Annotated in this window: 21 protein-coding genes; 16 read left to right on the top strand and 5 right to left on the bottom strand. The window is 58.9% G+C overall.

Annotated features, from left to right (window positions below; all coding sequences use genetic code 11):
• The first annotated feature begins 18 nt into the window (after window positions 1–18).
• Genes cutD through AB2B48_RS02340 form a run of 6 tightly spaced genes read left to right on the top strand, consistent with a single transcriptional unit; the run spans window position 19 to window position 3,504 of the window.
• Window positions 19–966: a choline TMA-lyase-activating enzyme gene (gene cutD, locus AB2B48_RS02365; protein ID WP_220439895.1), complete on the top strand. Its 948-nt coding sequence runs from the start codon at window positions 19–21 to the stop codon at window positions 964–966.
• 11 nt (window positions 967–977) lie between these two features.
• Complete coding sequence (locus tag AB2B48_RS02360; RefSeq protein ID WP_368300696.1) at window positions 978–1,418, top strand: BMC domain-containing protein; 441 nt, start codon at window positions 978–980, stop codon at window positions 1,416–1,418.
• Window positions 1,415–2,035 (top strand): phosphate propanoyltransferase, encoded by a 621-nt coding sequence (locus AB2B48_RS02355; RefSeq protein WP_368300695.1) that lies wholly within the window; start codon window positions 1,415–1,417, stop codon window positions 2,033–2,035. The genes AB2B48_RS02360 and AB2B48_RS02355 overlap by 4 nt, the downstream gene beginning before the upstream one ends.
• 11 nt (window positions 2,036–2,046) lie before the next feature.
• A complete protein-coding gene (locus tag AB2B48_RS02350; protein ID WP_368300694.1) occupies window positions 2,047–2,709 on the top strand; it encodes a hypothetical protein in 663 nt (220 codons plus the stop codon).
• A 34-nt stretch (window positions 2,710–2,743) separates the two neighbouring features.
• A complete protein-coding gene (locus tag AB2B48_RS02345; RefSeq protein WP_220439849.1) occupies window positions 2,744–3,157 on the top strand; it encodes a DMT family transporter in 414 nt (137 codons plus the stop codon).
• Window positions 3,158–3,174: 17 nt separating this feature from the next.
• Entirely contained in the window at window positions 3,175–3,504 is a 330-nt protein-coding gene (locus AB2B48_RS02340; protein WP_185666487.1) for a DMT family transporter, read from the top strand.
• A gap of 182 nt (window positions 3,505–3,686) precedes the next feature.
• Here the strand turns inward: AB2B48_RS02340 and AB2B48_RS02335 are convergent, their stop codons facing one another.
• The 4 genes from AB2B48_RS02335 to speFL form a co-directional block, all read right to left on the bottom strand.
• Complete coding sequence (locus AB2B48_RS02335; RefSeq protein ID WP_333499444.1) at window positions 3,687–4,016, bottom strand: hypothetical protein; 330 nt, start codon at window positions 4,014–4,016, stop codon at window positions 3,687–3,689.
• Window positions 4,017–4,029: 13 nt separating this feature from the next.
• Window positions 4,030–5,343: a putrescine-ornithine antiporter gene (gene potE, locus AB2B48_RS02330; protein ID WP_185666489.1), complete on the bottom strand. Its 1,314-nt coding sequence runs from the start codon at window positions 5,341–5,343 to the stop codon at window positions 4,030–4,032.
• Between the two features lie 115 nt (window positions 5,344–5,458).
• On the bottom strand, window positions 5,459–7,627 hold the full coding sequence (speF, locus tag AB2B48_RS02325; protein WP_368301895.1) for an ornithine decarboxylase SpeF: 2,169 nt from the start codon (window positions 7,625–7,627) through the stop codon (window positions 5,459–5,461).
• Between the two features lie 290 nt (window positions 7,628–7,917).
• On the bottom strand, window positions 7,918–8,022 hold the full coding sequence (speFL, locus tag AB2B48_RS02320; RefSeq protein WP_185666490.1) for a leader peptide SpeFL: 105 nt from the start codon (window positions 8,020–8,022) through the stop codon (window positions 7,918–7,920).
• 543 nt (window positions 8,023–8,565) lie between these two features.
• Between speFL and AB2B48_RS02315 the strand changes: the two genes are divergently transcribed.
• Window positions 8,566–10,161, top strand: coding sequence for an EAL domain-containing protein (locus AB2B48_RS02315; protein WP_368300693.1), 1,596 nt, complete (start codon window positions 8,566–8,568; stop codon window positions 10,159–10,161).
• A 13-nt stretch (window positions 10,162–10,174) separates the two neighbouring features.
• Here the strand turns inward: AB2B48_RS02315 and AB2B48_RS02310 are convergent, their stop codons facing one another.
• Entirely contained in the window at window positions 10,175–11,533 is a 1,359-nt protein-coding gene (locus tag AB2B48_RS02310; protein WP_368300692.1) for an LLM class flavin-dependent oxidoreductase, read from the bottom strand.
• Window positions 11,534–11,767: 234 nt separating this feature from the next.
• On the opposite strand from AB2B48_RS02310, the gene AB2B48_RS02305 reads away from it, so the two are divergent.
• Genes AB2B48_RS02305 through AB2B48_RS02265 form a run of 9 tightly spaced genes read left to right on the top strand, consistent with a single transcriptional unit; the run spans window position 11,768 to window position 23,656 of the window.
• Window positions 11,768–13,390 (top strand): ABC transporter substrate-binding protein, encoded by a 1,623-nt coding sequence (locus tag AB2B48_RS02305; protein WP_368300691.1) that lies wholly within the window; start codon window positions 11,768–11,770, stop codon window positions 13,388–13,390.
• The gene (locus tag AB2B48_RS02300) at window positions 13,387–14,340 is read left to right on the top strand and encodes an ABC transporter permease (RefSeq protein ID WP_368300690.1); all 954 of its coding nucleotides are present in this window, start codon (window positions 13,387–13,389) and stop codon (window positions 14,338–14,340) included. Before AB2B48_RS02305 ends, AB2B48_RS02300 begins: the two co-directional genes overlap by 4 nt.
• Before the next feature lie 2 nt (window positions 14,341–14,342).
• On the top strand, window positions 14,343–15,179 hold the full coding sequence (locus tag AB2B48_RS02295) for an ABC transporter permease (protein WP_368300689.1): 837 nt from the start codon (window positions 14,343–14,345) through the stop codon (window positions 15,177–15,179).
• Between the two features lie 12 nt (window positions 15,180–15,191).
• Complete coding sequence (locus tag AB2B48_RS02290) at window positions 15,192–16,832, top strand: dipeptide ABC transporter ATP-binding protein (protein ID WP_368300688.1); 1,641 nt, start codon at window positions 15,192–15,194, stop codon at window positions 16,830–16,832.
• Window positions 16,833–16,854: 22 nt separating this feature from the next.
• Window positions 16,855–18,261, top strand: coding sequence for an LLM class flavin-dependent oxidoreductase (locus AB2B48_RS02285; protein ID WP_368300687.1), 1,407 nt, complete (start codon window positions 16,855–16,857; stop codon window positions 18,259–18,261).
• Entirely contained in the window at window positions 18,258–19,400 is a 1,143-nt protein-coding gene (locus AB2B48_RS02280) for an LLM class flavin-dependent oxidoreductase (RefSeq protein WP_185666498.1), read from the top strand. Before AB2B48_RS02285 ends, AB2B48_RS02280 begins: the two co-directional genes overlap by 4 nt.
• Window positions 19,401–19,443: 43 nt before the next feature.
• Window positions 19,444–20,664 carry an acyl-CoA dehydrogenase family protein gene (locus tag AB2B48_RS02275; protein WP_368300686.1) on the top strand — a complete coding sequence of 407 codons (1,221 nt, stop codon included), beginning with the start codon at window positions 19,444–19,446 and terminating at the stop codon, window positions 20,662–20,664.
• 10 nt (window positions 20,665–20,674) lie between these two features.
• Window positions 20,675–21,883, top strand: a complete 1,209-nt coding sequence (gene eis, locus AB2B48_RS02270) for a GNAT family N-acetyltransferase (protein ID WP_368300685.1) — start codon at window positions 20,675–20,677, stop codon at window positions 21,881–21,883.
• Between the two features lie 18 nt (window positions 21,884–21,901).
• Window positions 21,902–23,656 carry an ABC transporter substrate-binding protein gene (locus tag AB2B48_RS02265; protein ID WP_368300684.1) on the top strand — a complete coding sequence of 585 codons (1,755 nt, stop codon included), beginning with the start codon at window positions 21,902–21,904 and terminating at the stop codon, window positions 23,654–23,656.
• Window positions 23,657–23,660: the final 4 nt, after the last annotated feature.

Below are 23,660 nucleotides of genomic sequence, written 5' to 3'. Positions count from 1 at the left end.
TTTCAGGAGGCAAGCGTGATGGGCAATACGCAGGAATTAACGGGTCGAATTTTTAATATTCAGAAGTATTCGATCTATGACGGAGACGGCATTCGCACGCTGGTGTTTTTTAAGGGCTGCAACATTCGCTGCCCGTGGTGCGCCAACCCGGAAGGGCTAAGCAGCCAGTTTCAGGTGATGTTCTCTCAGGACAAGTGCATTAACTGCGGCGACTGCGTGAACGTCTGCCCGGCGGGCATTCACTACCGCGCGGAAGAAAACGGCGAAATGAAGCACTTCGTCAACCGCAATAAAGACTGTATCGGCTGCCGCAAATGTGAAGAGATTTGCACCCAGAACGCGCTGGATATCATGGGCAAAGATGTCACCGTCAGTGAGCTGATGGAGGTCATCATGCAGGACTACGACTTCTATATCTCCTCCGGCGGCGGCGTGACCATCGGCGGCGGCGAGATGAGCCTGCAGACCGATTTTGCCGTCGCCCTGTTTAGCGAATGCAAAAAAATGATGCTCAACACCGCCGTCGAAACCCAGGGCACCACCCCGCTGGCGAACTACCAGAAGCTGGCGCCGGTCACCGACACCTTCTTATTCGATATCAAGCAGATCGACAGCGATCACCACAAAACGCTGTTCGGTATCGGTAACGAAGGGGTGCGCCGCAACCTCGAATGGCTGGTCGATTCCGGCGCGAACGTGATTATCCGCATGCCACTGGTGCGCGGCTACAACGACTCGTGGGAAGCGATTACCGGGGCTATCGATTACGTACAGAAACTGGCGAAGCGCGGCAACATCCGCCGCATCGACATGCTGCCGTACCACCAGTTGGGACGCAAAAAATACGAACGTCTGGAGATGCCCTACCCGATTCTTCAGGACCCGTCGTACAGCGTGGAAGAGCTGAACCAGCTGGAGGCCTTTTTCGCCGGATTTGATTTTGATATTCGCTTAGTACGTCACTAAAGGAGCCGAGAATGAAAAGTTTAGGCGTCATAGAAACACGAGGATGGGTCGCCGCTATCCAGGCCGTCGACGCCGCCTGTAAAGCCGCAGGCGTCACCTGTATCGGCTATCGCAAGGTGGGTTCGGGGCTGGTGAGCGTCTGCTTTGAAGGGGAGATCAGCGCCATCCACGCCGCTATCGAACGCGGCGTGGCGGTGGTTAAGGCGACGAATCTGCCGGTTAATTCACTGGTCATCGCTCGTCCGGAACGCTGCATTGTGGAAGCGCTGAGCACCCTCAAAGGGCATCCACCGAGGGTGCAGACCAAGCCCGCTGCGCCGATGAAACCGGTCGAGCCCGTTAAACCGGTTATCGAACCGCCGGTGGACGTCGCTGAACCGGAAGCGCCCGCCGCACCGGCCCCGGTTGTGGAAGAGAAAAACGCCGCGCATAAGAAAGGGAAAAAGGCATGATTGACACCCTGCTACAGGAAAAAATCAGCGCCCGACTGCACGAGGCTACGCCCGCCATCCCGGTGGGCGTCTCTAACCGCCACGTTCATCTGTCGCAGCAGGACGTCGAAGCGCTGTTCGGCAAAGGCTATGCGCTAACGCCGTTTAAGCCGCTGCGCCAGCCGGGGCAGTTTGCCGCCGAGGAGTGCGTCACCGTGGTCGGGCCGAAAGGCTCGCTGACTCAGGTTCGCGTGCTCGGCCCTACCCGGCCGATCACGCAGTTGGAAGTCTCCCGCGCCGACTGCTTCGCGCTGGGAATCAAAGCACCGGTGCGGGAATCCGGCCAGCTGGAGAACGCGGGTGATGCGCTGCTGGTGGGGCCAAAAGGCCACGTCGAGCTGCACTCGCAGGTGATCTGCGCCTGGCGGCATATTCATATGTCGCCGCTGGATGCCCGTGCGCTTAACGTTCGCAACGGCCAGAAGGTCAGCGTTCGCAGCCATGGCGAACGACAGCTTACCTTCGATGAAGTGGTGGTGCGCGTGCGTGACGATTTCGCCCTTGAGTTCCATATCGACACCGAAGAGGCCAACGCTGCCGGGCTGAAGAACGGCGCGCCGGTCACGCTGATAGGCTAAAGGAGCGACTGATGAGCGAGCAACAGATCGACCGTCTGGTGGCGCAGATCCTCCAGCGTTTACAGTCGCCGGTGCTGGTGATGGTCACCGCCGCCGACGGCTACCGTCAGGCTATTCGCCAACGGTTGGCAGGCTGCGGGCAGCGGCTGGTGCTGGCGATGGACGAAACCCTTGAGGATGCCGCAGCGTGGCATCAGCTTGGGGAGGTTCTGCCGCTGTCAGGTGAGCCGCCGATGGGCTATAAGGCGCTGCTGCTGCCATTTCTCGACTATCCCCAGGCGGCAGATCTGGTCAACGGCACGCTGCAAAGCCCGGTGGCGCGTCGGCTGCACGAGGCGCTGCTGGCGGGCATTCCGGTGCTGGCGCTGCGCTACCACTGCTGCCCACACAGTGAGCTAAACCAGTTGCGCGGCGCGGTCATCGACAGCGCCTATACTGCGCATATCGACGCAACTCTTGCCCGCCTGGCGGCGTGCGGCGTGACGCTATGCACCATGAACGAACTGCTGGAGAAACTGACAACGGGCGTCACCGCACCTGCGCCCGCACCGTTAGCGGCAACCCGTCGTTATCTGACTGTCACAGATATCGTCAATAATCCGTCGCTGGCCGCAAGACCTGACGTCGTGCTGACCGATGCCGCCGTCGACTATGTCAAAACGAAGAAAAAATAACCTTACCTCGATAATAAAACCTGGAGTGTAGAAGATGTCTTCAAAAACAAAATGCTGGCTATGGATGCTGCTGGTTATCGTGTCAGAAACCTCGGCCACCTCAACCCTGAAAATGTTCGGTAGCAGCGAAGGCACCACCAAAATGCTGCTGCTCGCCCTGCTGGTGGTGCTCTATTGCACCTGCTACTACTCGCTCTCCCGCGCGGTGAAAGATATCCCCGTGGGCCTGGCCTATGCGACCTGGTCTGGCACCGGCATCCTGGTGGTATCCACGCTGGGCATGGCCTTCTACGGCCAGCACCCGGACACCGCCGCTATTATCGGTATGGTGATCATCGCCAGCGGCATCGTCATCATGAACCTGTTTTCCAAAATGGGCAGTGAGGAGAGCGAAGAGACGCCCGCCAAGCCTGCCGCTTCTACCCTGGACAAAAACGTCGCCAACTAACGCAAAAGGAATTCACTATGTTTAATCTCGGATTTTTATGGCTGGCGCTGTCTATCGGCTCCGAAATCACCGGCACCTCCATGATCAAAAAGACCAACGGCTTCAGCAAGCTGGGGCCATCGGTGCTGGTCGTTTGCGCCTACAGCCTGTGCTACTTCGCGCTGACCCGCGCGATGAGCACTATCCCGGTTGGCGTCGCCTATTCGCTGTGGTGCGGCTTTGGCATCGTCGGCGTGACCATCTTCTCGATGATCCTCTATAAGCAAAAGCCGGATCTGCCCGCTATTCTGGCGATGGTGCTGATCATCTCCGGCGGCGTGATCATGAACGTCTTCTCTCAGATGTAAACGTAAAAACGCCTTCCATTAGGGAAGGCGCTGAACTGCTGACCTTGGTTTTCTCCCTCTCCCTTTCAGGGAGAGGGCCGGGGTGAGGGTCATAACGCATGAATCAATCCGCTAATTTCCCCCTCACCCTAACCCTCTCCCCAGAGGGGCGAGGGGATCGTCCGCGCGCTTTTTTACGCAGGCTACCGGCTAAACGCCTGCAGTGGATGGCTCAATGCATGATTATGCACCGTGGAAATCTCGGCGATAATCACCTGATACCCCGCCAGCCAGCGCTCGCTTTTACCTTTGGCTTCAACGTGGTGGGCGTTATGAATACTCGCCTCCATCCCCGCTTTATCTGACCAGTAATAGTTGTTGATAAGCCTAAGGCCATCGGCGCTCTGGTAGCTTTCCATCCCCAGATAGCCGCTTGAGGCCAGCGTCGCCTGTTCGATGATGTCGTTCAGCGCGTGGAACTCAGCGTCATACTCTTTCTTCGCAAAAATAAAGGTCGCTTGCCACAGAGACATGCTCTTCTCCCGATTATGCCGCGTTGCTCAGTTCAAATTTTGGTGAAATAAAGCCGTACAGGGTCCAGCCGATAAAGGTCACGATAGCACCGTACATCATCGCTTCGTCACCGGAAGAGTACAGCGCATAGAAGCTATACAACGCGCCGACAAAAGCAATCAGGTTGGCGATACGCGCTTTGCCCGGTTCCACTTTCGCGACTTTCTGGATAATCACCAGCGCCGCCATCGACAGGATGTACGGGATGATGTTGGTGACAACCGCCAGATCCACCAGCACGTTGAACTGTTTGTTCAGCGACGGGCTAATGGTCATCAGCGACAGCACGGTCTGAATCACCACGATAACCAGCATCCCTTTGACCGGCGCGTCAGCTTTGGTCACTTTGGAGAACACTTTCGGGAAGTAGCCGGTGTCAGCGGACGATTTGAACACCTGGGCAATGGTGAACTGCCAGCCGAGCAGTGAACCGCAGCAGGACATCACCATCAGCGCCATGATCACTTTACCCACCGTTGGGTTAAACATCTGGGCAAACGCCAGGCCGAACGGCGCAGTAGAGTTCGCCAGATCCATATTTGGCACGATACCGGCAATCACGTTAGTTGAGATGATGTAGATAACCGCCGCCCCCAGCGTCCCGCCCAGCACGGCGATCGGCACGTTACGTTCCGGGTTTTCCACCACGTCGGTATTGGCACACGCTGACTCAAGCCCCAGGAAGGCCCACAGGGTCATGGCGATAGAAGAACCGATAGCCGAGAAGGTTGGCGTATGGTGCGGGTTCCAGGAAGCGGCATACAGATGCGGGCTGAACCAGTACCAGCCAATAATCGACAGACCGACCACCGGAATAATCACGCCCCAGACGGTCACGCCGCTGATCTGGCCGGTAATTTTCGCCCCGCCAAAGTTAGCGACGGTACATATCCACAGCACCGCAATGGTGGCCAGACAGATGGCAAACGGCGACAGGTTCACGCCCATCAGTTCGGTACCGTAGCCCACCGCCGAAATCGCGATGGCGACGTTGGCAATCAGCAGCGATACGCCGTAGGTGTAGTTCGCCATAAAGTTGCCGGACTTACCGAACGCATATTCGGCATAGCCGCCCATCCCGCCCGCTTTACGACTGAACATCCCGCATTTGGCGAAGGCATAGGCCAGCGCCATTGAACCCACGGCGGTCACCAGCCAGGAGACAATCGAAATGGTACCGACTTCAGCCAGCTTCGTCGGCAGCATAATAATCCCTGACCCCATCATATTGACGGCGGTTAAAATGGTGAGCTGAACCACCCCCATTTTATTTTTTGACGTACTCATAAGCTGTCCTCTTATTTAATCAGCGTTATCTTTTTTATTAACGCTCAGATTCCCCAGGCCGCCCGGCAATTCACCGAGCGGCAGGGGTAAACATAATTAACGAGATAATCTGGTCTTAACGCTTAATGACGTGCCCATAGGCGCGTTTACAGCCGTCAGCATCTTCCTGGATATATACGCCCTGTAATTCAGGGGCGAAGCCTGGCAGCAGGTTGATGCCCTCTTCCAGCGCCAGGAAATAACGCTGAACCGGGCCGCCCCAAATTTCACCAGGGACCACGCACAGCACGCCCGGTGGATAAGGAAGCGCGCCTTCGGCGGCAATCTGGCCTTCAATATCTTTCAGCGCGACTAATTCCACGTTGCCGCGAACAAATTCCATATTGGCCTGCTGCGGGTTCATGGCGACGCGTGGGAAATAATCCTTACGGAACATCTCTTTTTGCAGCTGTTTAACGTCGTAGCTGACGTACAGATCGTGCATCTCCTGGCATAACTGACGCAGGGTGTAGCCGCGATAGCGCGCTTCATGGTTGGCATACAGCGCCGGTAAGACTTCAGACAGCGGCGCATCCTCTTCCAGCAGACGCTCAAAGCGCGCAATTTGCGCCACCAGATGGCGCATCTTCGCCATGTCTTCCGCCGGCGTCAGCAGGAACAGAATCGAGTTGAGGTCGCATTTTTCCGGGACGATGCCGTTTTCACGCAGGAAGTTCGCCAGAATGGTTGCCGGGACGCCAAACGCTTCATACTCGCCGGTCTCCGCGTTAATACCCGGCGTGGTGAGCATCAGTTTGCACGGGTCAACAAAGTACTGATCCTGCGCGTAGCCCTCAAAGGCGTGCCAGCTCTGGCCCGGAATAAAGTTGAAGAAGCGCAGATCGCCCGCCATCTCTTCGGTGTCGTAATCCTGCCATTTCTTGCCGTCTACCATTGGCGGGACGAACGGACGAATATGCTGGCACAGTTCCATAATCAGCTTGCGCGCTTCGATGCCGAACTTCACGCAGTCCAGCCACAGGCGCTTGCCGCTTTCACCAGCGTGCATTTTGGCGTTCACGTCGAGCGCCGCAAACAGCGGGTAGAACGGGCTGGTAGAGGCATGCATCATAAAGGCGTTGTTCATACGCTTATGGCTGACGTAGCGCTGCTGACCCTTGATATGGCTGTCTTTTTTATGGATCTGCGAGGTCTGAGAGAAGCCCGCCTGCTGTTTGTGTACCGACTGTGTCACCAGAATGCCCGGATCGTTTTCGTTCAGATCCAGCAGCAGCGGCGAGCAGTCTTTCATCATCGGAATAAACTGTTCGTAGCCAACCCACGCAGAGTCAAACAGAATGTAGTCGCACAGGTGGCCAATCTTATCCACCACCTGACGGGCGTTATAGATGGTGCCGTCGTAGGTGCCGAGCTGGATAATTGCCAGGCGGAACGGGCGCTGCTGGTTTTTACGGTCCGGCGCCACCTCTTCCACCAGCTTACGCAGGTATTTTTCATCGAAGCAGTGGGCGTCAATACCGCCGATAAAGCCAAACGGGTTACGCGCAGTTTCCAGATACACCGGGGTCGCCCCAGCCTGCAGCAGCGCGCCGTGGTGGTTCGATTTGTGGTTGTTGCGGTCAAACAGCACCAGGTCGCCCTGCGCCAGCAGCGCGTTCAGCACCACTTTGTTCGAGGATGACGTCCCGTTCAGCACGAAGTAGGTTTTGTCGGCGTTGAACACTTTCGCTGCATGCTGCTGCGCTGCACAGGCCGCGCCTTCGTGGATCAGCAGATCCCCTAACGCCACGTCGGCGTTGCACAGGTCAGAGCGGAACAGGGTTTCGCCGAACCAGTCGAAGAACTGGCGGCCTGCCGGGTGACGGCGGTAGAACTGGCCGCCCTGGTGCCCAGGGCAGTCGAAGGCCGCGTAGCCTTTGCCCACGTAATCCACCATGCGGCTGAAGAACGGCGGCAGCATTTCGCTTTCGTAGCGATCGGCGGCGGCGTCGAGCTGTTTGCCATAGTAGTCGGCGTTATCGTCACACAGTTCAAAGACCCCGGTCACGCGCGGCAGCACGTCAGCCGGCAGCGTGTCTTCACAGCAGACGGCGACAAACACCGGCAGGCCAAAACCGGTCGCTTCGATGGTTTTCAGAATGCCGTTAGTGGCGTCCGCCACCGACAGCACCACGGCGGAAACGTCGGTGAAGTCGGTGCCGCGCACATCGCAGTTTTCACGGCGACTGGAGAAGCAGGAAGTAATGGTCGAGCTAACCGCAATCTTGTTATTAAATTGGTTCATCATTTTCTCGGTACATAACAATAAATAAGGGGAGACCCTCCGACATCATTTATATGTCGGATAATCAGAAATAGGTTTTAATGGGTTGTTTGTTTTATTTAATTACGCGTGACGATTCCTCACCTTGCGGTGAAAAAGAGAAAGCCACAAACCAGAAATAAATAACAGGCACAGCGCGGCGTTATGCTGATGCGCAATACACGATAGATTCCGGTGCTTAAGGGCGTAATAGTGATAAAACAGACATGACGTGGCGGAATAGCGTTCCGACCCACACCATTGAAGGGAGGTTATTTAGAGTTGAAGATATGAAAGTCGAAGCAGCTACGTTGGCTTACCATCATAATATGGGTAATACGTCTGATATGCGGCCAGGAATGGCTATTGTTTTCCATGTTCGTCTACTCATTGGAATTTGCGCTTATTCTGATTAAATCGTATGAGACGTTTCTTGATTTTAATCAACTAAAGTAACAGGCCACACCCGTAACCCTTTTTTCCGGAAAATAAAAACTGAATGAAAAATCTATTTTGCGCGCGGACATAGATTGTCATATTCGTACATATCCGCGTACGCCTTTACCGCCTACCCGGCGGCAGGCCTTTAGAATCAGGCTCATTTGTCATACAAATATGTTTTTCCAGCACACCTTGCGGCGTGATAGCCCCAATACTGCAGCAAGAGTCGTGTCATCAAAATCGCATTTTGATGCAACAAAATGAATTTATATTCACAACTGCATTTAACGAAAAACGTGATGATTAGCACGATAAGCTTAATAACAGCTACTACTGATGGGGTAATTCACCGCGTAACCATACGCATAATTCCTGATAATCGGTATTATCCGCCCTTTGTGCTAGCCTGAACCGCTTCAGCAGCGATATCATTAGCGCGCGAATCTATTACACCTTCTGACCTCAACAAAGGAAAAATAATGACCACGCAACGTCTGGTGAGCCTGATCACAGGCGTGCTGATTATCGCTATTTTCCTGCCCATTGCCCTTAGTCTGTGGCTGGCAAACCGTCAGGTCAACGAACTGTTTAATCAGGAGATGAGCAGCTACACCGAGCGCGTACTGGCGCGTACCCAGCGCGTGAAGCTGCAGGCCAAAACCGCGCTTGAGGAAGTGAACCGTTTTCAGGGCAAGCCCTGCACCCTGGCTCACCTGCGCGAGATCCAGAAAATCTCCTATATCCATCAGTACATTCAGAGCGTGTTCTACCTTGATAAGCATAACGGCGCGTGCGATCTACTGAGCAACACGCTGTCTGAAAAGGTCCCCGGCACCGAATTCACCACGCCTGCGGGCTATACGGTCTTTCTCACCTCACGCCACGACCTGCAGACCGATGCACCGATGCTGGCGGTAAGCCACGGTAAATATATGGTGATGGTTGACCCTGACTCATTGATTGACGTGCTGCCGAACCCGACCTATCCGATTCACGCCGCGCTTATCAACACCCAAAGCCACCGCATCGTCGCCAGCAACCATCCGCTCGACCCGGACATCTGGGAACACCATCTGCAAGCCTATCAGCCGGTCATGGAGTATGACCAGACGGTGTACCGCCAGCGCGTGCTGCCGGACGTTGGGGCGATCCTGCTGACCTGGTCCTCGGTGAAACCGCTATCGACCAGTTGGCATCGCCAACTGATGCTCTGGCTGCCGCTGGGGCTGTTAATTAGCGGGCTGGCCTCTTTCTTAATCCTGCGCATTTTGCGCCGCCTGCAGTCTTCCCATTTCCGCGTACTGGCAGCAATAAAAGCCAAAGAGATCACCGTGCACTATCAGCCGGTGGTGTCGCTCGAGGACGGGCGGCTGATCGGAGCCGAGGCGTTGGCCCGCTGGCAGCAGGCCGATGGCCGCTGGCTGCCGCCGGACCTCTTTATTGCCGTGGCGGAACAAACCGGCGTGATTTGCCAGTTGACCGAGCATATCGTGCGCTGCGTATTTAACGATCTGGGCCACTGGCTTTCGCAGCATCCTGAGGCCACGATTTCGATTAATATCACCGCCGCCGATCTGAGTTCACCCACCCTGCCCGACCTGCTGCGCCAGCAAATCCAGCAGTGGAACGTGGCACCGACGCAGATTGCGCTGGAGCTGACCGAACGCGACCTGATCGCGCCGCAGACCGCTCGCCCGGTGCTGCAGGCCTACCGGGAAATGGGTCACAAGGTCTACATCGATGATTTTGGCGTCGGCTACTCGAGCCTGAGCTATCTCCAGGAGCTGGAGGTCGATACGCTGAAAATCGACAAAGCCTTTGTTGATGCGCTGGAGCACAAAGTGGTTACCGGCCATATCATTGAAATCGCCAAATCGCTGAACCTGAGCATGATTGCAGAGGGGATTGAGACCGAACATCAGCGCGACTGGCTGCGCGCGCACGGCGTCCCGGCCGGGCAGGGCTGGCTTTACAGCAAAGCACTGCCGAAAAAAGCGTTTATCCAGTGGGCGCTGGAGAGAGGCCCACTGAAAAGCGGAGAGGCGAGTCTTATCCCGCGGCGCCCACATTCTTAAGCGCTCTACATCCCTATTTCTGTTGAGCGGGGTGGTCGCTCGCCGGTTCAGCGGCGCCCTGCGGAAAAAGCCGCTGGCGCAACGTCGGGCCCGTGGGTTTCTCGCTCAACAGGCCGCGCTGTTTCAGCGCCGGTATCACCCAGCGGGCAAAATCCTCGAAGCACCCCGGCGATAGCCACTGTGCCAGATTAATACCGTCGGTATCGCTGTCGTCGAGCCAGGTTTCAAGCTGCGCCGCCACGCTTTCACCGCTGCCAACAAACGTTTTTTGCCGCCCCAGTCCCTCTTCAGGTTGAAACACCTCGCGTAGCGTTTTACGCGACTGCCCCGCTTCACCGGTCACCATTTTGAGCAGAGAGCGGTTAGAGTTGGTCGGCTGCCATTCCAGCGGCGCGTCCAGCGAATGGCCGGAGAGATCGACCCCGGTGCTGGCGCCATAGTGAATCAACGCTCCCTGCAGATCGTAGTACGCGCGACGTTTGGCAAAGCTCGCCTGCGCCTCTTCTTCCGTTGCGCCGGTTATCACCGTCACCGCGCTGATAAACTTTATCGCCCCCGGCGCGCGTCCGTGTTCCGCCGCCCGCGCTTTAATCGCCGCAACCTGTTTTTTTACGCCGCTGGCATCCAGTCCGGCGACAAACACCACCTCTGCATGCCGCGCGGCAAAATCAATACCGCTCGGCGACCCCCCGGCCTGAAAAATCACCGGCGTGCGCTGCGGACTGGGTTCGGAAAGATGGGCATCAGGCACCGTAAACCAGCGCCCCTTGTGGGCCACCGGATGAACGCGCTGCGGGTCGGTATAGACCCCGGCTACCTTATCGCGCTTCAGCGCCGCCCGTTCCCACGAATGTTGCCATAGTTTATAGCTGACGTTGAGAAACTCATCGGCGCGCTCATAGCGTTCGTCATGGTCCATCTGCTTTTCCAGCCCAAGGTTACGCGCAGCGCTTTCCAGCTGCGAGGTCACCACGTTCCAGGCAATACGCCCCTTCGTCAGGTGGTCGAGGGTGGTAAATTTTCGTGCCAGCAGGTAGGGCTGTTCGTAGGTGGTGGATACCGTCACGCCAAAGCCCAGTCGTGAGGTGTGCGCCGCCATTGCCGAGACCAGCAGCAGCGGGTCGATAAGCGGCGACTGGATCCCCTGGGCCAGCGACGCCGCCGGACTTCCCTGCCAGCTATCAATCAGCCCCAGCGCATCGGCGATAAACAGACAGTCAAACCCCTGCTCCTCCAGCAGTTTTGCCAGCGCCACCCAATACGCGATATCGGTATAGCGATGGCTGTTGTCCTGCGGGTCGCGCCACATCCCATAGTTAATATGCGAGACCGCCGCCATGGTAAATCCACTGAGAATAATGTTATTGCGCATTTTATTTACCGAAATAAAAAAACTGACCATAAATAAAACCCGGTGCATCGACAATGATTAAATCCGGCATATCAAAGCTAAAAAACGCAAATCAAAAAAAGAGAAAACAAAATAAGAAATGCGCATTTATTCTCTTTTTTAACCGATGCTAGTATCGCCCTTCAGTCTTGATACCAACATAAAAAATGACTGACTAAATATAAAAAACACCTGCTTTGCACATCGGACATCGCTATGAAAAAAAACGAAATTATCGCCGGGATATCGCTATCCCGCCGTAAGTTATTACAGCTCACAGCCGTTTCTACCACGTTAGTGATGGGATTAGGCATCCCTGCGTTGTCATTTGCCGATGATGCGGATGAAAAGTCGCGCTATGGCAAGACGTTAATTATTGGCCAGGCTCTGGAACCCACTATTTACGATCCCAACCGCCAGTATTCTTATGAAACCTATCGGGTGGATAAACATATTTATGAATCACTGGTCGCGGAAGATTTATCCGTCCCGGCAGCGAAAGGTACACCGCCAATTATTCCCGGTCTGGCCACCCGCTGGGAAATTAATGACGATGCGACGGTCTTTACCTTCCATTTACGCGACGGGGTGAAATTCCACGACGGCACCGCGTTTGACGCCGAAGCGGTACGCTTTAACGTCCGTCGTTTTACCGATCCGCAGTTTGAGTACTTCGACGCCCGTTCGCAGGCCACCATGGCGCAGGTTTATCACGATCTGAAGGCCATTGAGGTCGTTGACCCACTCACCGTGCGCTACACCTTTAACCAACCGTTCCCGGATTTCCTGCGTTTCCTGCCGCAGGGCAACTGGGTGTCCGGCATCTTCAGCCCCGCGGCACTCCAGAAATGGGGACAGGACGGACTGGCGGATCACCCCACCGGTACCGGGCCTTACCGCTTTGTGCTGCGGGTGCGTAACGACCGTACCGAACTGGTGCGCAATGACGGCTGGTGGGGCAAAAAACCCTATATGGAACGGCTGATTTTCCGCCCTATCCTCGACGGCAGCACCGGCGTGAGCGCCCTGCAATCGGGCCAGGTCGATATTCTCTCCCGCACGCCAACCGACGCCGTCGATCTGCTGTCGCAAAGCGGCTACACGGTGCATGACAGTACCGAAGCCAACCAGCTGTTCCTCGGCTGGAACTTCGCCAATAAGTACACCAGCCAGTTGGCGGTACGTCAGGCAGTGATTAAAGCCATCAACCGTGAGGAACTCGTGAAATCGCTGTTGAACGGCCACGCGGTGGCGAGCTACAGCATTCTCAACCGTTCCAACGAAGCATTCCTGGCATCGCAACAAGACTACGCGTACGACCCGGAAGGGGCCAAAAAGCTGTTGGCCGATGCGGGCTTCAAACCGGGTGAAGTCAGCTTTACCATCATCACCTACGACCAGAATCAGCCGGTTATCGAGTGGATCCAACGCGATCTCAGCAAAGTGGGCGTTACCGTGAAGGTGGTCTCACAGGAATGGATAACCTACAGCTCGCATCTGGCGAATCTGGCGGACGACACCGGACTGTTCACCATGGAATGGGGGCTGATTAGCCCGCAATGGCTCAACGTCGCCTGGAAAAACTATGTGGTTTCGCGCGGCAAAGGCGAGAAGGTGATTACCGGCGTCGCGCCGCTGATTGCGCAGGCGAGCGTCACCACCGACAAACCAAAAGCGCTGGCGCTGTGGCACCAGGTCAACCAGCAGTTCCAGCAACAGGCGGCGTTTGTCCCGCTGCTGGAGCTTAACCGCGTGTTTACCACCTCACCGGCCGTACAGGGCTTTAACGTTCCGGCGCAGAACTTCTACGACCTGACCCAAGTGTGGTTGAAACCATGACCCGCCTGCTGATGCTGCGGCTTGCGCAGACGGTGCCGCTGCTGTTTTTGATCTCGCTGCTGGTGTTTCTGATTGCCAAGCTGGTGCCCGGCGACCCGATCGCCAACGCGCTGGCCGGGCAGCTCTCCGCCGAGGCCATCGAGCAGATTCGTCACGTCTACGGGCTGGATAAACCCGCAGCAGTGCAATATCTGCTGTGGGTGAAAAACCTGTTTAGCGGCGACTGGGGGATGTCGCTCACCATGCGCACGCCGGTCGCCGACGTGCTCGGCGGGGCATTTGCTAACACGGTTATCCTGACCGTTGCCGCCGTGCTGCTGTGCCTGATCCCCGGCGTGATTATCGGCGTGGTATGTGGGCTATGGCAGGGAACGCGCCGCGACCGTTTGGTGATGCTGGTGGTTCAGCTCGCCCACAACGTGCCTATCTTCTGGCTGGCGGTGTTTTTCATCTGGCTATTTGCCGTCAAGCTGCACTGGTTCCCGGTATCCGGCATGTATGACATGCGCGGAGACCGGGGCATTACCGACTTGTTGCATCACCTGTTTTTACCGGCCCTGTCGACGGCGCTGATTTCGATGCTGATCCTCGCCCGTCAGGTACGCAACAGCGTTATCGGGATTATGCAGGCCGACTATATCCGCACCTACCGGGCGCTCGGCTACTCCACGCCCCGCCTGCTGTGGCGTCACTTGGGTCGCAACCTGCTGGCACCTATCATCAGCATTACCGGCTTACAAATTGGCTACCTGCTCAGCGGCGTAATTTTTATCGAGAAGATCTTCGCCTGGCCGGGGATTGGCACGCAGCTGTATAACGCGGCGGCAGGTCAGGATTACCCCACCATCCAGACCGGCGTGATGCTGATCGCCGCCTGCTTCCTCGCCGTTAACCTGATAAGCGACGTCCTACAGGACTGGCTGGATCCCCGCCACGAAGGAGCCCGTTAATCATGACAATTTCAACGTTCCTGCGTCGGCTCTCCCGACACGGGCTGGCGCTGCTCGGCCTGGGGATTTTTCTGGCCGCCGTGGTGCTGTCGCTCGCTGCGCCGTGGGTTGCGCCCTATGACCCCCTGGCGGCGTTCGACGGGCTGCGCCTTGCGCCGCCGGGCACGCCGGGACACCTGCTGGGTCTTGATAATCAGGGGCGCGATATCACCAGCCGCCTGATTTGGGGTGGGCGCACCATTCTCGCCGCTTCGGTGCTACCGATAGTCTTTGCCGCGCTGGTCAGCCTGGCGCTCGGCCTGCTGGCGGGCTTTCGCGCCTCGGCCTTCTCCGAGCTGATTATGCGCACCATGGACATGCTGTTCGCCTTCCCGATGGTGCTGCTGGCGATTGGTCTGTCGGCGGTACTGGGCAGCGGCTATCCCACGCTCATCATCACCCTGATTTGCAGCGTGATCCCCTACCTCACCCGCGTGGTCTATCGCGACACCCGCACTGAGGTGGCGAAAGAGTACGTCGAAGCACTGCGTGCGCAGGGGGCGAGCAACCGCGACATCCTGTTTCGCGAAATCTTACCCAACGTTGCCACCCCGCTGCTGGTGTACACCACCTCGCTGCTCGGCGGCATGGTGGTGTTCCTCGCCGGGCTGAGTTTCCTGGGGCTTGGCGTCCAGCCGCCGCAGGCCGACTGGGGGCGAATGGTGGGCGAAGGCGCGCAGATGATGATCTTCGGCTCGCCCCATATCGCGACCGCGCCTGCCGTCGCGATTGTCCTGCTGTCGCTGGCGTTTAACTGGTTAGGAGATGGCCTGCGCGATCTCCTCGATCCTTATCAGTAAGGAGAGACGACAATGAGCCTATTAACCCTTTCCCACCTGAACGTGCTGTTCCATCAGCAGAACGTGCAGGCGGTCGACGATATTTCACTGACCATTGCGCCCGGCGAAGTGCTGGCGTTGGCGGGCGAGTCCGGCTCTGGCAAGAGCGTGACGGCGGCGGCGATACTCGGTCTGCTCCCGGCCTCGCAGGTGACGGTCAGCGGCAGCATCACCTTTGACGGCCAGCCGCTGTTGCATCAGTCCACCACGCGGCTAAACCGCCTGCGCGGCCACGAGATAGCGATGGTGTTTCAGAACTCGCTCTCGACCCTCGACCCGTCGTGGCGCATCGGCAAACAGCTTCAGCACAACCTGAAACGCCTGCATCCGGAGCTTGGCCGCACCGCGCTGCGCGAAGCCGCGCTGGCGTGGCTCACGCGGATGAAAATCCGTGAGCCGGAACAGGTGATGTCGCGCTTCCCGCACCAGCTCTCCGGCGGGATGCGCCAGCGGGTGCTGATCGCGCTGGCGGCGATGTGCCGCCCTCGCCTGCTGATTGCCGACGAACCGACCACGGCGCTGGATGCCACCGTGCAGCGCGAGGTGCTGCAACTGCTCAAAGCGCTGTGCCAACAGCAGCAAATGGCGATGCTGATTATCACCCACGATTTCGGCGTCGTCGCCGAACTCAGCGACCGCGTGGCGGTCATGCGGCAGGGGAAAATCATCGAGAGCAACGCCACGAAGGCGCTGATCGCCGCGCCTCAGCACCCTTATACCCAATCGCTGCTGGCGGCGGTGCCCTATCCTAGCGCCGATCCGGTGCTCACCCCACGCGCTGAAGGTACGCCGCTGCTGCAAGCTCGTAATCTGGGGCGCGATTTCTGGCGCCGGGAAACCACCGGCTGGTGGCCGAAAAAAGTCGCGACCACGGCGGTAGACGGCGTCAATCTCGACGTCGCGCGCGGTGAGATTGTCGGCATTATCGGCGAATCGGGTTCTGGAAAATCCACGCTGGCGCGCCTTCTGGCGCAACTGATACCCGCCAACCGGGGCGAGCTGCATCTGGCGGGCAACGTGGTGGACGACAGTCATCCGGCCTCGGTTGCCGCGCTGCGCCGCCAGCTACAGTGCGTTTTTCAGGATAGCCTCGCGTCGTTTAACCCGCGCCTGACGCTGGAAGAACAGCTGGTGCGTCCGCAGTTTCGCCTGGGAACGGCAGCAGACCGCCCGCAGGCCATCGCGCGGGCGGCGGCGCTATTTGCAGAAGTGGGTCTGGATACCGCGCTGCTGCAGCGCTTCCCCCATCAGCTTTCCGGCGGCCAGCGCCAGCGCGCCAATATCGCCCGAGCGCTGGTGGTTAACCCCAGCATTCTGCTGCTGGATGAACCTACCTCCGCACTGGATCTCACGGTTCAGGCGCAGGTCATGACCCTCTTAACCCGGATGCACCAGCAGCATGCGCTGACCTGTCTGTTTATCAGCCATAACCTCGCGCTGGTGTCGCAGTTCTGCCAGCGCATCGTGGTCATGGCGCACGGCGTCGTGGTGGACGATTTCGCGCGCCACGAGCTGTACGCCGCCGACCGCCATCCGGTCACCCAGCAACTGCTGGACGCCAACTATCTGCTGCCATCCGGTAACGCAGATACAGCGTTAAAACGTTTTGCCTGACCCATTTGACTAAGGACGCACTATGACAAGCGCCAAAAAACAGTTGTTATTCAACGGATTTATGATGAACGTCGTCGGCCACGTTTCCGCTGGGCTGTGGCGACATCCGGACGATCGCGCAAGCGAGTACACCACTCTCGACTACTGGCTGCATATCGCCCGACTGCTGGACGACGCAGGATTTGACGCCATGTTTATCGCCGATGCGCTGGGGCAGATTGACGTCTATCAGGGCAAGCCCGACGCGGCGCTGCGTACCGCCGCGCAGTCGCCGGTCAACGATCCTTTGCTGCTGGTTTCAGCGATGGCCGCCGCCACGCGTCAGTTAGGCTTCGGTATAACGCTCTCGACCACCTATGAGCATCCGTATCTGCTGGCTCGCAAATTCACCACCCTTGATCACCTGACCAAAGGCCGGGTGGCGTGGAACATTGTCACCTCGGTGCTGGAATCCGCCGCCCGTAACCTCGGGTTGGAAAAACAGATGGATCATGACGAGCGCTATGAACGCGCGCAGGAGTTTCTTGAGGTCACCTACAAGCTGTGGGAAGGCTCATGGGAAGACGATGCCGTCCGCCGCGACCGCCACGCTGGAGTCTATACCGACCCGAGCAAAGTGCACCCTATCCGCCACCAGGGACGCTGGTTCACGGTGCCGGATGCGCACCTCTCCGAGCCTAGCCCGCAGCGTACGCCGGTGCTGTTCCAGGCGGGCACCTCCGATCGCGGTCGCCTGTTTGCCGCGCAGAATGCCGAAGTGGTGTTTCTCGGCGGCACCACACCGCAGGCTATCGCCCAGAACATCGATAAAATTCGCACCCTGGCGCATCAACAGGGACGCGCCGCTGACGCCATTCGCTTTATTACCGCCATTAGCGTGGTGGTCGACGACGATGACGACAAGGCACACGCCAAATTCCAGGATTACCTCAGCTACGCCAGCCAGGAAGCCGCGCTGGCGCTGTTCTCCGCCTGGACCGGGGTGGACTGGTCCGGCTGGGCGCTGGATGAACCGCTCCAATATATCGAAACCAACGCCAGCCGCTCGGCGCTGGCCGGGCTGACCCGCATCGATGCCGAACGTCAGTGGACGGTGGGTGACATCAGTCGCTATATCGCCATCGGCGGCATTCACCCAACGCTGGTCGGCAGCCCGCAGACCGTGGCCGACGCACTGGAGGCATTTGCCGATGCATCCGGCGTCGACGGTTTCAACCTCGCCTACGCCATCAGCCCCGGCAGCTTTGAAGACTTTGTCCGCTGGGTGGTGCCTGAGCTACAGGCGCGCGGGCGCATGCGTCGTGCCGACGGTGCGGCGCTCACCCTGCGCGAACGTTTACAGGGCGAGGGGCAGATAAAACTGCGCGACGATCACCCCGGTACCCAATTCCGCCATCTCGATACCCACTACGTGGCGGAGGCGAAATGAGCATTCACCTGCATTGGTATCTGCCAACGAACGGCGACAGCCGGGGGATCGTTGGCGCGGGCGACGACTCGCAGCACATCAGCGGCATCGGCGGTCAGTTCCGCCCGGCGACGCTCGATTATCTGACCGATATCGCCCGCAGCGCTGAACGGCTGGGCTTTGAAGGCGTGCTCACCCCCACCGGTAGCTGGTGTGAAGATGCCTGGCTCTCCACCATGGCCATCAGCCAGCACACCGAACGGTTGAAATTTATCGTCGCGTTCCGCCCCGGCTTTATCTCGCCAACGCTTGCCGCACACCAGGCCGCCAGCTTCCAGCGCCTGACCGAAGGACGGTTGATGATCAATATCGTCACCGGCGGCGACCCGGTCGAGCAGCGCCGCTATGGCGACAGGCTGGATCACGACCAGCGCTACGCCCGTAGCGGCGAGTTTATTGCCGCCTTTAAAGGCGTTAGCCATGCCCGGAATAACGGCCAGCCGTTCGACTTTCACGGCGAACACTATCAGCTGGAACAGGCCACCCTGCTGCCCTCGCCGTGGCCCGTCCCTCCGGTCTTTTTCGGCGGTTCCAGCCCGGCGGCACAGCAGGTTGCCGCCGCGCAGGCGGATACCTGGATTAGTTGGGGTGAACCGCCCGAGCAGGTCGCCCCGCAGCTGGACACCGTGCGGGCGCTGGCCCGCGCTCAGGGTCGCACACCGAGCTTCGGCATTCGTTTTCACGTCATCAGCCGGGATACCGAAGAGGAGGCCTGGCGTGAAGCAGCGCGACTGCTGAACGGCATTACGCCGGAGCGCATCCGCAGTGCGCAAACCCTACTGGGACGCACCGAATCCGTCGGTCAAAAGCGGATGAGCGCGCTGCTGGACGATATTTCTGCCGAGCAGGTGAACCCGGAGAACGTTCGTCTGCTGGAGATTGCGCCCAACATCTGGAGCGGCTACGGGCTGGTGCGCGGCGGCGTCGGTACCGCCATTGTCGGCAGCCATCAGCAGGTGGCGGAGAAGATCCAGGCCTTCCACAACATGGGCATTGCGCACTTTATTTTATCCGGTCAGCCGCACCTTGAAGAGGCTTACTGGTTTGCCGAGGGCGCAGGAGCCCTGCTACGTCGCAGTGGATTGCTGGCAACACCGTAATTAACCATAAAAACATCACAAACAAGCACTCAGGAGAGAAACCATGAGCCACGCTCAGGACATTTATGCAGGACTTGATCACCAGGAATTTGCCCACTGGAAAGCGGTAGCCCAGGAGGTCGCGGATCGCCTGTACGCGACCTTACAGGAACGCGACCGGGCCAATAAGCACCCGTTTGAAGAGATTGACTGGCTGCGCCAGAGCGGCCTGCTGAAGCTGGCCGTGCCGAAATCACTCGGCGGCGGCGGCGCCAATCTGGTGCAGGCGCTGGAAATTGGCCGCATCATTTCCGCCGCCGATGGCTCGCTGGGCCAGCTCATCACCTACCACTACTCCAACGGCGTGTGGAGCTACATTCTCGGCAACCGCGAGCAGTGGGAGTTTATCGCCCGCGGCGTCGCCAACGACGGCTGGTTCCAGTCAAGCATCAGTAACCCGCGCGATCCGCGCCTGAAGCTGGAGTGGGACGGCAGCGACCTGTACGTCACCGGACGCCGTACCTTCGCGACCGGCGCGGCCGTCTCTCAGGTTATGACCATCGCCGTCTGGGTGGAAGACCAACTGGTGCAGTATCAGGTCACCGCCGACCAGCCGGGCATCACTTTTAATGACGACTGGGATAACCTCGGGCAGCGTCTGACCGCCAGCGGCACGCTGGAGTTTAACCGCCTGCGCCTGCAGGAGAAGGACCGCCTGACCGGGCTGGAAGAGAAACCGGAAAGCGCACAGCTGCGCAACGCCCTGCGCAACCAGTTCAGCCAGCTGATTTTCGTTCATTTCTATCTCGGCATTGCCGAAGGGGCGCTGAAGCAGGCCGCCGTCTACTTCCGCGACACCGTGCGCCCGTGGCCTGAATCCGGCGTCGAAAGCGCGCTGGAAGACCCGTACCACCGCCTGAAAGCGGGTGAACTCGCGTCCGAACTGGCCGCCGGGATTGCGCTGGCGGAAAAAACCGCTCAGGCCTTCCAGGATGCCTTCCACGCGGGCGACGACCTGACCGAAGCGCAATGGGGCGAGCTGGCCCTGCTGACCGACCAGGCCAAGGTCATTGCCAACAACGTGGCGCTGAAAATCAGCCATGAAATCTATGAACTGACCGGCGGGCGCTCCACCAGCAACCAGTACGGGCTGGACGTTTTCTGGCGCAACGTACGCACCCACACCCTGCACGACCCGGTGGCCTACCGCACCCGCGAAGTGGGCGATTATGTGTTAAGCGGCAAGCTGCCGACGCCGCGCGTTTACGCGCCGCCGAAGCGCTAAGGACATGACCATGCCGGAGATTCGGATTATCGACGACCCCGCGAACCTGCTCGCCGCTGCCGCCGTGTTTCGTCAGGCGATGTTTGGCCTGCCGGGTGGCGTGACGCCGGTTAGCGAGTGGGCTGAGCGCTACGTGGTGCCGGGAAGGGTCTACGGCGCCTGGCTCGACGGACAACTGGTGGGCACCAGCAACAGCTTCCCCAGCGAACTGACTCTGCCGGGCGGCCAGCGCGTGCCTCACGCCGCCGTCACCCACGTCGGCGTGTTACCACACGTTAGCCGTCGTGGCGTACTGCGAGCGCTGTTTGCGCGCCAGTTGGCGGATCTCCACCAGCAGGGCGTTGCCGTGGCCTCGCTGCGCGCTTCGCAGGGAACCCTCTACCGTCGCTTTGGTTACGGTGTCGCCACGGCGGCGCAGGATCTGCGCATTGATAAGCGAGAACTTCCTGCGCTACCGGCGGCAGACGGCGACATCCGATTGCTTGTCGCCGCCGACAGCTGGGAGGTATTGCAGGATATCGAGGCACGTTTCCCGCTCGTCCGCGCCGGTTCGCTCAGCCGCTGGCCGCAGTGGTGGGCGTTGCAGCAGCACCGGCTGGCGCACAGCAACCTGAACCACTATGTGGCCGTCGCGCTGCGTCACGGCGAGCCGCAGGGCTTTGTCCGCTATCACGCCAGGGCTGAGGAAAACTGGCTTTACAGCACCGAGCGCACGCTGGTGGTGGACGATCTGCACGCCGCCGACCCGCAGCTGGAGGCGCAGCTACTGGGCTTTTTGCTACAGCTCGATATCGCCCGCTACGTCGAGCTGCCGCATCGCCCGGTGGATGATGCCCTGCCGCTGCTGCTGGACAACCCGCGGGCGGTACAGCAGCACGCCCTGGTTGATGAGAGCTGGCTACGAGTGATTGACCTTGAGCAAACGCTCAATGCCCGGCGCTATGGCGACGGCGACGCGGTCACGCTGGCGATTGACGATCCGTGGCTGCCTGCCAACCACGGCGTCTGGCGGCTGACCCCGGACGGCGTACAGCGCAGCGCCAGCCAACCCGATCTATCGCTCAGTATCGATAGCCTGGCAATGCTGCTGCTCGGCGAGTACACCCCGTGGCAGCTTGCCGCCGCCCGGCGTATCAACCTTCACCATTCTCAGGCTGCGGCACGCTTAGCGCGTCTGCTGGCCTGTCATGAACATCCCTGGTCGGGGATCTTCTTCTAATTTTTCTGGAGATTTTTTATGCACAGCATTCGTTGGCCTCTGATGGGCCACACGCTTTCCGTCGCCCTGGTACTGGGCGCAGCGGCCCCGGCCTTGGCCGATGAGGCAGCCCCCCAACCCGGCGGCACGCTGAAGATAGCCTCGCTACAGCCGGATCTGGACGCTTTTGATCCGCTGACTGGCTATTCGGTCGACTCCTGGGAGATCCTGCGGGCGGTCACCCGTCAACTGGTCACCTACCCCGGTTCGCCGAAAAGCCTGAAGGATGACACCACGCTGGTGGGCGATCTGGCAAAATCGTGGGACGTTAGCGCCGACGGTAAAACCTACACCTTCCATCTGCGCGACGGCATTCACTACGCCGGGCCGACCACTCGCCCAATTGTGGCTAAAGATTTTGTCTACGCCATCAAACGCTTCTGCGACCCGAACAAACAGGTGGCGGCGGTGAACTACTTCAACCTCGCCTTCTCCGGCTTTGCCGACTACTGCAAAGATTTCAGCAAAGTTGCCCCCGGCGATCTGGCGGCCAGCAAAGCGTATATCGACAGCCACGACATTGCTGGCGTCAGCGCGCCGGACGATAAAACGCTGGTGCTGCGCTCTGACAGCAAGAACTACGATTTCCTCAACATTCTGTCGATGAACTTCGTCACGCCGCTGCCGGAAGAGGTCACCTCGCGCTATTTCCCGGACTCGCAGGAGTTTCGCAAAAACTTCCCGTCCAGTGGGCCGTATGAGGTTGCAAGCTACGCCAGCGGGCAGAAGCTGGTGCTGAAAAAAGTCGCGAACTATAACCATGCGGAAGACCCGGCGCGTAAAGCCTGGGTGGACGCCATTGAAGTCAGCTTTACCGGCAACAACGAAGATAGCGTGATCCAGCGTATTCAGGCGGGCGACGCCGATTTATCGCTGTACCTCGATGTGCCGCCGCAGGCCGCCGTGCGCCAGTATCTGGTGCAGAAAAGCCCGAACCTGCACGCCGCCAACAGCGGTGCGGCAAACTTTATCGCCATCAACGCCCAGCCGCAGGCTAAAAGCGCCGGGGCCACGGCGCTGCGCAATCTGAAAGTCCGTCAGGCGCTGGCCTATGCGGTGAATAAAGCGCACCTGGTTCAGGCGCAGGGTGGGAAAATTGCCGCTCTGCCGCTGGGGCAAATCATCACCAGCACCCTGCTCGGCCACCAGACCTTTGATCCGTACGCCACGCCGGACAGCAAAGGCGACCCTGAGAAAGCCAAAGCGTTACTTAAGGAAGCCGGGCTTAACGACGGGCTGGCGCTGGATCTGGTCTACCGCGCCAACAATCAGTTCAGCACCCTGGCGGTGATCCTCAAAGAAGATCTGGCCCGCGCCGGTATTCGCCTGAACCTGATCCCGGTGCCGCCGCCGCAGTTTATGGCTTATCTGCAAAGCCCGGAAAACCGTTGGGATCTGGCGCTTGGACAGACCTCTCCTGACTGGCAAGGCCCGGCAACCCGCATGCTGCTCGGCGGCTGGCTGAACTCGGATGCCTCACCGTGCGGGCGCGGCAACGTTTACGCCATCTGCTACAGCAACGACAAACTGAATCAGCTGGCAAAACAGGCCTATGGCTCCGATAACCCGGGTCCTCTCTGGCAGCAGGCCGACCAGCTGGTCTCCGCCGACCTGCCGTGGATCCCGCTGTTTGAGAAGCGCCGTATTGCGGTGACCTCTGACCGGGTGACCCACTGGACGTGGTCGTCGCTGGCCACCCAGGCCGATATCACCAATATTGCGCTGAAGCCGTAACGGA

The sequence above is a fragment of the Kluyvera sichuanensis genome, from assembly GCF_040930405.1.
Classification (GTDB): Bacteria; Pseudomonadota; Gammaproteobacteria; order Enterobacterales; family Enterobacteriaceae; genus Kluyvera; species Kluyvera sichuanensis.
This window is presented reverse-complemented; position numbering and strand designations above follow the sequence as displayed.